Origin of the sequence: Psychrobacter sp. AOP7-B1-24 (assembly GCF_052376215.1) — a bacterium.
In the GTDB taxonomy this organism is placed as follows: domain Bacteria; phylum Pseudomonadota; class Gammaproteobacteria; order Pseudomonadales; family Moraxellaceae; genus Psychrobacter.
The window spans coordinates 1-8,685 of record NZ_JBQSVL010000095.1 but is presented as its reverse complement, the minus strand read 5'-3'; the positions used below and the strand labels follow the sequence as shown (position 1 = coordinate 8,685).

Genomic DNA, 8,685 nt, shown 5'->3' with positions numbered 1-8,685 from the left:
TAATGACATGATTGCGGTGTTCTTTACCGTTAGTTCTGAACTGTATCACAGTTTTGGGGCTGTATTGTTGAACATGCCCCCAACTAACGATAGTTTTCACCCGTATAAAAGTTATATTGTACTACTTAGGGCGTGTCTTCAACTCACTCGATAGTCATTTCAATGGGCTAAAAATAGCTGAATCTTGCCAAATATCTGGTTAGTACCCCGATATTATTGGCGCTATTTTCCTTGTTTGACGGCAATTTATCTCATTTTTATCACCATTTTTGAAATGAAGACATGCCCTAGTGACGATTAGCTGTTTTACGAGTATTTACACGTGGGCACTGAGCATAGTTTTTGTTATAGTAGAGCGAGTCAGTAATCAGCGTATTGTATTTGTCAGTTGCCGTATGATTGAGTCATAACAACTGTGCTCGATAGGGTTAGCGAAATGCGATATTATGGCTAAAATATTTGGTGTGCATAGCAGTCATTTAAGTGTTCGTTAATATTAGAAGAGATGCTGAGCATTTAAAACCAATAAAGTAGTACCTTACAGTCATAAAACACAGTTATAAAACACAGTAATAATATTAGGAAAAGGATGGGCGGTAATGAGTGAGCAGTCACCAAAGAACAATATAGATAACCTAAATCAGACCGTCGCAGGCACTAGCGATAATTCGACTGAAAAAGCAACTGAAAAAGAGTTTTTGGACAGTATTCGCCAAAATATCGATGCAGTAGACTGTGAAATTCAGACGCTGATTAATGACCGTGCCAAGCTGGCTCAGCAAGTGGCTATAGTAAAGAAAAACAATATTGCTAATGATGCCTCTGCTGACAATAGTAATCCTATTTTTTATCGTCCTGAGCGCGAAGCACAGGTACTAAAAGCGGTTATGCAACGCAATGCTGGTCCAATCGCTGATGAAAAAATGGCACGCTTATTCCGTGAGATTATGTCAGTGTGCTTGGATTTAGAAGCGCCGCAACGCATTGCTTTTTTGGGGCCAATCGGTACTTTTACGCATGCTGCTGCACTCAAGCATTTTGGTAAAGCTGCTGATACCGTGCCAATGACGACCATTACTGATGTGTTCCGTGAAGTAGAAGCGGGCACAGCAATGTATGGCGTGGTTCCTGTTGAAAACTCTTCAGAAGGCGTTGTGAACCATACGTTGGATGGGTTCTTATCTTCGACGTTAAAAATCATTGGTGAAGTTGAGTTGCCCATTCATCAGAACTTCTTGGTCGCTGAGCATACTAAGATAGATGGTTTGAGCCGCATTTACTCTCATCAGCAATCATTGGCACAGTGTCGTCATTGGCTCGATGTGAATTTTCCAAATGTTGAGCGTGTTGCGGTATCGAGTAATGGTGAAGCTGCCCGTCGTCTAAAAAACGAGTGGCACTCAGCAGCGATAGCAGGTGATGTGGCAGCAGCAGAGTATGACTTGCATAAGCTTTATGCAAATATCGAAGACAACCCAAGCAATACCACGCGCTTCCTTATTATTGGTCATGAAGCCGTTGCGCCATCGGGTCAAGACAAAACATCTATCGTTGTATCTGCTCATGACAAAGCAGGCGCATTGATCGAGATATTAAAGCCGTTGTCTTATCATGGTGTGTCTATGACCAGTATCGAAACACGTCCTGAGCGTCCTAATAAATGGGCATACGTTTTTTTTATTGATATGGATGGTCATATCGATGATCCAAATGTCAGTGCAGCCATCAATGACATTCGTCCGTTAGTGAAGGATTTACGCGTATTGGGCTCATATCCAAAAGCTGTTCTGTAAAGCAAGCCGCTATAAATTTTACCAGCATTTCGGTTACATGCTATTTTTTGCAAGTAGCATGTAACTCATGACAGATGAACCAGTCATCTAAGGATAAATCATGCAGTCACCTCAATCGACAGAGTCAAATTTATCACCATTAGTACCTGCTTATGCCAGTATTTTAGAATTGGCGCCCTATCAAACAGGTAAGCCGGTAGAGGAGTTGACGCGTGAATATGGTGTCTCAGATGTGGTGAAGCTTGCCAGTAATGAAAATCCCGTTGGCTGTTCACCGAAAGTCACGCTCGCAATCACTGAGCAATTAGGACAGCTGGCACGTTATCCTGACGGCAATGGTTATTATCTCAAGCAAGCATTGGCTGATTTTAATGACGTCAATGTCGAGCAGATTACCTTGGGTAATGGCTCGGATGATTTGCTGGATATCTTAGCGCGTAGTTTTGTTGGTGCTGGTGATGCCATCGTTTATAGTGAGTATGCCTTTGTGGTGTATTCGATGTTAGCGAAAATGCAAGGCGCGATGGACGTTGAAGTGCCTGCCCAGCGCTTTGCTCATGACCTAAAGGCTATGAGTCAGGCGGTTCAAGATAACCCTAATACCAAAATTGTATTTATCTCTAATCCTAACAATCCAACGGGTACTTTGCTTTCTCATGAAGAGTTGCGGGCGTTTGTGGCGAGTGTGCCCAGTTCGGTTTTGGTGGTTTTAGATGAGGCTTATATCGAGTACAGCCCTGAAAGTAATAATCGGGTGCTGATTGATGAGTTTGATAATGTTGTCATCGTACGTACATTCTCCAAAGCTTATGGGCTGGCTGGTCTGCGTGTTGGTTATGCGCTCAGCTCAGTTGCCGTTGCTGAATTGTTGAACCGTATTCGTCAGCCATTTAATGTGAGCCGTATTGGCTTGGCGGCTGCCGCTGCTGCACTTTCGGATCAAGACTTTATCGAAAAAACTCGTTTGATGAATGATGAGCAAATGCGCTGGATGGAGAAGCAGTTGGATGCGCTAGGCTTAGGGTTTATCAAATCACATGCCAATTTTATTATGGTAGAAATAAAAGTTGAGATGGAAGACATAACCGCGACTTCTATTCATGAAGCGTTGCTAGAGCAAGGAGTTATTCTGCGTTCGTTAGCTGCTTATGGCTTACCTAACTGGTTACGTATTACCGTGGGTTTAGCAGAAGACAACCTACGCTTGATCGATACGTTGCGTTCTATCTTAACAGAGGATTAAAGGCTGTGGCTCGGTTGCTTGTGCTAGATGTTTAGTTTTAAGTGCTGAATTCTAAGTACTTGGTTCTAAGTGCTAAGCTCTAAGCTTCTACTACTAAGCCTTTGGGTGCTAAGTCTTTGGAGCAGCCGATACACTATTAAGTTTTATAACGATAACCTGAGTTTTTATCGAAGCTCACGTTGATTTATTCAATGAGAAAAGCCGTGATTAGTCAAAAAGTTAGCCAAAAAGAAAGTCAACAACCTAAGAAAAAATCGCTTAAAACATCTCAATCACCGTTATTCAAACAAGTCTGTGTTATTGGACTTGGACTGATCGGTGCCAGTTTGGCTCAAGCTATTAAAGATAATGGTTTGAGTCAGCGCTTGGTTGCCGTCGATAGAGATGCGCCCAGTATAGAGGAAGCCATTCAACATGGCTTACTAGATGCAGGCAGTTCGGTATTGAGTGACGTGGTTCATGGTAGTGATTTAATCGTCATTGCTGTACCTGTGCAAGCCATACAATCCGTGTTTGTCGATATCAAAGCGGCGATGGACAACGGACAGCTTGCTACTGACTGCATCATTACTGATGTCTGTAGTACCAAGGTCAATATCATTGATGCGGCAAACGCTGTGTTTGGTTCATCGCCAACTGGATTAGTACCAGCCCATCCGATTGCTGGTGCGGAAAATTCAGGGTATCATGCCCGCCGCGCTACTTTATTTGCCAATCATAGTGTTATCATTTGTGAGCTGCCAACGACCAGTTTAGTCGCGATAGATAAGCTACGACGATTATGGGAAGCGGTTGGTGCCAGCGTGATGGCGATGGACGCTGATCGCCATGATTCTATATTGGCGCATACCAGTCACTTGCCGCATTTGCTCGCTTTTAATTTGGTTGAGCAATTGGCCAGTCATGATGATAATTTAGACATGTTTCGCTATGCAGCGGGCGGATTCCGTGATTTTAGCCGTATTGCTGCTAGTGACCCTAAAATGTGGCACGATATATTTTTTGCTAATGAAAGCGCGATTGTTAGTGCCCTTGACGAGTATGGCGTCTATTTACAGACCATGCGCCAACTAATCATTGATAAAGATTCAACCGCCCTGATGGGACTTTTGGGCCGCGCGCAAGCCGCACGGCGACATTTCGGCCATATGTTAGCCAGCACCCCTTATACGGATACTTCTGCCATGTCAGCATCTTATAACATTACTCCTAGCAACACTGTTTCAGGCACCATTGCTATTCCTGGTGACAAATCCATCTCGCATCGCAGTATTATGCTTGGTAGCCTTGCGACAGGCGTGACCCATGTCACTGGGTTTTTAGAAGGGGAGGACGCCCTTGCGACCTTGCAAGCGTTTCGTGATATGGGTGTGACCATTGAAGGGCCAGATAAAGGAAGGCTAACCATTCATGGTGTCGGTATGAATGGGCTAAAACCAAGTAAGACGCCATTATATATGGGCAATTCAGGCACCAGTATGCGTCTGCTATCGGGTATCTTAGCGGCACAATCGTTTGATAGTGTACTGACTGGCGATACCAGTTTAAACAAGCGTCCGATGGAACGAGTGGCGGCACCGCTGCGTACCATGGGTGCTGTGATTCAGAGCACAGGTCATAGTGGCACTGCGCCGCTTAGCATCACTGGCCGTGATACTGTCGGTGAACCGCTGCAAGGTACTGAATATGATATGCCAGTGGCATCTGCACAGGTGAAGTCTTGCTTGCTATTAGCAGGGCTGTGGGCAGAGGGCACAACAACCGTTATCCAACCGGAAGTCAGTCGCGACCATACCGAGCGTATGCTGTCAGCCTTTGGTTATCCAGTGGCGGTAGATGGCAATCGTATCAGTGTCACAGGCGGCGGGCAGCTAACGGGTGGCGATATTGCTGTCCCTGCTGATATCTCTTCAGCGGCATTTTTTATGGTGGCTGCTGCTATCAGTCAAGGTAGCGAATTGACGCTAACGCAAGTCGGTATCAATCCTACGCGTACGGGCATCATCGATATCTTAAAATTAATGCAAGCCGATATCACATTAAGTAACGAGACGCATGTGGGCGGCGAGCCAGTCGCAGATATTACGATTCGTGGTTCAAACTTGGTCGGTATTGACATACCAGAACATCTCGTACCGCTAGCGATTGATGAGTTCCCAGTACTGTTCATTGCTGCCAGCTGTGCAACAGGCCGCACGGTGTTAACTGGTGCAAAAGAGCTACGTGTTAAAGAATCAGATCGTATTGCGGTCATGGCTGAAGGCTTGCACACGCTTGGTATTGACTGTACTGTGACCGATGATGGGCTGATTATTGAAGGTAAGGGCATCGAAGGTCAAGCTATAACAGGTGAAAGAGGCGAGGTCAATAACAGTCAGCCTGTATTCGGTGGCGGTCACATCACCTCGCACCATGATCATCGCATTGCCATGAGTTTCGCTGTTGCTAGTTTGCGTGCGGCTGAGCAGATCACTATCGAAGGTGTCGAGACTGTCAATACTAGCTTCCCAGGATTTGCTGAATTGGCCAATCAAGTCGGTATGTCTATTCAAGTTGAAGGTGCTGATCACTAAGACCACATGATTGCTCATATTGTGAGTCATCAGACTTATGATAAGTGAGATTGTTTGTTAAGATTGGCCTAAGATTATTTTCAAAACAGTCTTTATCGTTAGCAATGTGTTGATGCCCAAAATGGTATCAACGCATTGCTTTTTTACTTTTATCTTATCTGTAGTAACCCTGCGCTCTTGCTTTGATACTTCTACTGTTTGTAGAGACAGGTGAGGTCGCGCTTTGCTCTAACACGTTGTATTTTACTATGACTATCCAAAATGTCGCAAAAAAACCAGTCGTTCCTATCAAAACGACCAAAAATGGCATCATTACTGCGCTTATCGCTTTTTGTATTTGGGGTGCTTTTCCACTATATTTCAAAAAACTGGCGGCCTATAACGCGACAGAAATTATCGGACATCGCATTATTTGGACGTTTTTATGCTTGCTAATCGTAGTGGTTGCCACCAAGCGCTGGCAGTGGATAAAGACGTTAAAGCAAAACCCAAAGTGGGTCGCTTTGACGTTTGTATCGGGCATTATTATTGCGACCAATTGGCTCACCTATGTGTGGGCGGTCAATCAAGATCGTATCCTTGAGGCCAGTTTAGGCTATTTTATCGGTCCATTGGTTGGTGTGGCCCTCTCGATGATTTTGTTTAAAGAGCGCCTGCGCCCTTTACAATGGGTAGCGATTGGTTTTGCGCTGTTATCGGTGGTTATACAAGTAATCATGATAGGTAGTCTGCCATGGTTATCACTGGTATTAGCCTTTAGTTTCAGTACCTATGGTACGGTTCAGCGCCAAACACCACTAAAACCGATTGAGGCGATGTTTGTCGAAACCACCATGCTGGTACCTATTGTGATTTGGTGGTTTTGGCAGTCTGATGTGGTCAGTAGCCAGTTGAGCTTTTGGTTTACATCAGATATTTGGCTGTTAATGATTGCGGGTCCTATTACACTGATACCATTATTGCTATTTAATAAATCGACTAAAATGGTCGCTTTTAGTATTTTAAGCTTTATGAATTATCTGACCCCGACCTTTATTTTCTTTTTGGCTGTATTCTATTATAAAGAGCCATTTGATTTACATCGTTTAGCGGTCTTTGGCCTGATTTGGCTAGGTCTGCTATTATTCAGCATTGATCTATGGCGCCATCGCCCAAGCAAGGTCTTAAAAGCAGCGCGTTTGCGTGAAGAAGCACTGCAGAAAACCAATTAAAAAAACTGAGTTTAAAACTCTAATTAAACATTTAGCAAGCAAGGATGAGAGCATGTTTCATACTGAATCTGATGTGGTATTTGTAAAAGGTTTAAAAGTAGAGGCCGTCATCGGTGTCTACGAGTGGGAGCGGGCAATTACCCAGCCCCTCCTTATTGACATTGCGCTGGAAACTGATATTAGCGCTGCTGTTGTGTCAGATGATGTCGGTGATGCGCTGAGCTATAAAGAGGTCTGCGACGATGTCAGCGAGTGGTGTAAAGAGATTCAAGCAAAATTGCTTGAGCATTTGGCAGGGCTTATCGTAGATAAATTACTCAAAAAATATAACTGTCAAAAAATCACGTTCAGCATTTCCAAGCCGACGGCTATTGCACAAGCGGATGCGGTTGGGGTGCAAATCACACGCTATGCGCCAGTATCAACAGACGAGCCAACAGATAAAGAAGCTGCCAAAGACGCGGATAATAGCCAAGCCGATGATGCATAAAACATCAATAGATTTAAATCTGAAAGCATTAAAACAAGGCGCGCCTAAACAGCTGCAAGCGCAGTATGTGACGGCCGTGATATTGGCATTGGGCAGTAATTACCAAGCCGATAAGTATTTGCCGTGTGTCCGTGAGGGTTTGGCAGCGCTAGGGGAGATACAGTTATCAACCCCGTTTCAAAATCCCGACTTTACGGCGACTATCGAGCTACCAAAACCTGACTATATCAATCAGTGTGTCTACTTACGTTTGGCAGAGCCTGTGACATTGCAGCAGTTGCAAGCGTGGTTTAAGCAGATGGAAGGCGAGTGCGATCGAGAGCGTTTGCCAGTAGCAAAAACGTCAGTCAAGAAAGTCACCATGGATATCGATATTCTGTTGATAGAAGTAGTTACTGATAAAAATAGCCTAAGCAAAAATTCATCATCTAATCAAAAATCCGAATGGCTAATCATGGCAGATCGCTATCCATTTAAAGCGCATGAACGCGCAGGAGTTGAGGAGTTAGTTTCAAATCGTCTTTAGCTTACTGGTTTATCTCTCTTGCCTAATGCCTGCCAGATTCTTCTTGCTTGAAAATCCTCGTTTTTTAAAACAATGTCAATTTCATCTGTGTAGTAATCGCAAACTAAAAAACTATACACGTATGTAAACAATTGTTAGTATTAGTTACTAATTATCTCTGAAATACTACCATTCATGCAAAAACTCATCAATTTTTTGAAGATTAAACCAATCACGAGTCTAGCAATCATACTCATGATGTCTACTTTATCTGCCTGCGACAAAACCCCTTCCGAACACCTTCAAGCCCTTACCGAAGACAAATACCCTGTGGCAAATATGCCAGATGAGCCGTTAGAAACCCCACTTGAGATTAACGTCGAACCCAAGCGCTTAGCCATGACCAGTTCATGGAGCGCAGGGATAAAAGACGATGGGACGCTTTGGACATGGGGTACAGATGGTCTACTGCGTGATACCAAGACAGGACAAGATCCAACGCCTAGGCAAGTCGAGGGTGTCAATGATGCGGTGGCTGTGTCAGGTGATGGGAGTCATATGTTATTACTCCGTAAAGATGGCACAGTATGGGGCTGGGGTAGCAATAACGAACATCAGATAGATCCTAACGATAAAGATACTTTTATTGAAGAGCTAAGAGAGATCAAGGAGATTAAAGATGTAGTAGATATCGTAGCTGGATCTGACAATTCGCTATTCGTTCTAGCCAATGGTGATGTGTATGCATTAGGTAGTAATAATTTTGGTTTAATCAATGGTAGAACTGCTAAGCACTTAGATAAACCGACTAGAATTAATGGGTTTCAAAGTATTGTATCTATTGATTTAACTATTGGATCAATATTAGCT

7 protein-coding genes are annotated in these 8,685 nt (G+C 43.8%); all 7 read left to right on the top strand.

The features are described 5' to 3' along the window. Window positions 1-599: 599 nt before the first annotated feature. Window positions 600-1,793: a prephenate dehydratase gene (pheA, locus tag ACT3QP_RS13280; RefSeq protein ID WP_192992247.1), complete on the top strand. Its 1,194-nt coding sequence runs from the start codon at window positions 600-602 to the stop codon at window positions 1,791-1,793. Window positions 1,794-1,893: 100 nt separating this feature from the next. Next, on the top strand, window positions 1,894-3,036 hold the full coding sequence (gene hisC, locus ACT3QP_RS13275) for a histidinol-phosphate transaminase (protein ID WP_192992246.1): 1,143 nt from the start codon (window positions 1,894-1,896) through the stop codon (window positions 3,034-3,036). 206 nt (window positions 3,037-3,242) lie between these two features. Further along, entirely contained in the window at window positions 3,243-5,609 is a 2,367-nt protein-coding gene (locus tag ACT3QP_RS13270) for a bifunctional prephenate dehydrogenase/3-phosphoshikimate 1-carboxyvinyltransferase (protein WP_192992254.1), read from the top strand. A 248-nt stretch (window positions 5,610-5,857) separates the two neighbouring features. Continuing rightward, window positions 5,858-6,820: an EamA family transporter RarD gene (rarD, locus tag ACT3QP_RS13265; RefSeq protein WP_192992245.1), complete on the top strand. Its 963-nt coding sequence runs from the start codon at window positions 5,858-5,860 to the stop codon at window positions 6,818-6,820. 52 nt (window positions 6,821-6,872) lie between these two features. Next, the gene (gene folB / locus ACT3QP_RS13260) at window positions 6,873-7,310 is read left to right on the top strand and encodes a dihydroneopterin aldolase (protein ID WP_192992244.1); all 438 of its coding nucleotides are present in this window, start codon (window positions 6,873-6,875) and stop codon (window positions 7,308-7,310) included. Then, complete coding sequence (locus ACT3QP_RS13255; RefSeq protein ID WP_226945116.1) at window positions 7,300-7,836, top strand: 2-amino-4-hydroxy-6-hydroxymethyldihydropteridine diphosphokinase; 537 nt, start codon at window positions 7,300-7,302, stop codon at window positions 7,834-7,836. Before folB ends, ACT3QP_RS13255 begins: the two co-directional genes overlap by 11 nt. Before the next feature lie 234 nt (window positions 7,837-8,070). Further along, window positions 8,071-8,685, top strand: a 615-nt coding sequence (locus tag ACT3QP_RS13250) for an RCC1 domain-containing protein (protein ID WP_444525832.1), incomplete at its 3' end; no start/stop codon positions are given.

What these genes read in the sequence shown, in the direction of transcription:
- pheA (WP_192992247.1), top strand. Translation starts at nt 600, where the DNA reads ATGAGTGAGCAGTCACCAAAGAACAATATAGATAACCTAAATCAGACC.
- hisC (WP_192992246.1), top strand. Translation starts at nt 1,894, where the DNA reads ATGCAGTCACCTCAATCGACAGAGTCAAATTTATCACCATTAGTACCT.
- rarD (WP_192992245.1), top strand. Translation starts at nt 5,858, where the DNA reads ATGACTATCCAAAATGTCGCAAAAAAACCAGTCGTTCCTATCAAAACG.
- folB (WP_192992244.1), top strand. Translation starts at nt 6,873, where the DNA reads ATGTTTCATACTGAATCTGATGTGGTATTTGTAAAAGGTTTAAAAGTA.
- ACT3QP_RS13255 (WP_226945116.1), top strand. Translation starts at nt 7,300, where the DNA reads ATGATGCATAAAACATCAATAGATTTAAATCTGAAAGCATTAAAACAA.